The sequence below is a fragment of the Neisseria sp. P0021.S007 genome (genome assembly GCF_051956855.1).
Genome location: NZ_JBQCXA010000500.1, coordinates 1 through 701, shown reverse-complemented (window position 1 = coordinate 701; position 701 = coordinate 1). Strand labels below are relative to the sequence as shown.

The 701-nt window shown below is 47.9% G+C and carries 1 protein-coding gene; it reads left to right on the top strand.

The window, feature by feature from the left end; genetic code table 11:
* Positions 1–102 precede the first annotated feature (102 nt).
* Positions 103–701 (top strand): extracellular solute-binding protein (locus ACTHUR_RS14245; RefSeq protein WP_440399209.1); only part of this gene is annotated, 599 nt, incomplete at its 3' end.

The following is a 701-nucleotide window of genomic DNA, read 5'->3' as shown; positions in this document are numbered from 1 at the left end:
GCCTCAAGCAGGTCGATATCTTTTAACAACGAAGCCTATCCGCCCCGGCTTGCCTGCTTTATAATGCCTTTCTCTTTTCAACCGGATACGCAAGGAATGATAATGGCCAAACATCTGCCCCTCATCGTACTGACTGCGCTGGCATTGGCCGGCTGCGGCGGCTCGGACAAAAACTCTGCCGACAAGGCGCAAACCGATAATCAAAAGGTATTGAGCATTTACAACTGGTCGGAATATGTTGATCCCGAGACGGTTGCCGCGTTTGAGAAAAAACACGGTATCTCAGTAACTTATGATGTATATGACAGCGATGAAACGCTGGAGAGCAAGGTATTGACCGGCAAGTCGGGTTACGACATCGTGGGTCCTTCCAATGCGTTTGTCGGTAGGCAGATTAAGGCAGGTGCGTATCAGAAAATCGACAAATCCCTGATTCCCAACTATAAAAACTTGAATCCTCAGTTGATGAAACTGATGGAAGGCGTTGATCCGAATCACGAATACGCCGTTCCGTTTTATTGGGGGACTAACACCTTCGCCATCAATACCGAGCGTGTGAAAAAGGCTTTGGGTACGGACAAACTGCCGGACAATCAATGGGATTTGGTGTTTAACCCCGAATACACGTCCAAACTCAAGCAATGCGGCATCAGCTATTTGGACAGCGCGGCGGAAATTTATCCTATGGTGTTGAACTATAT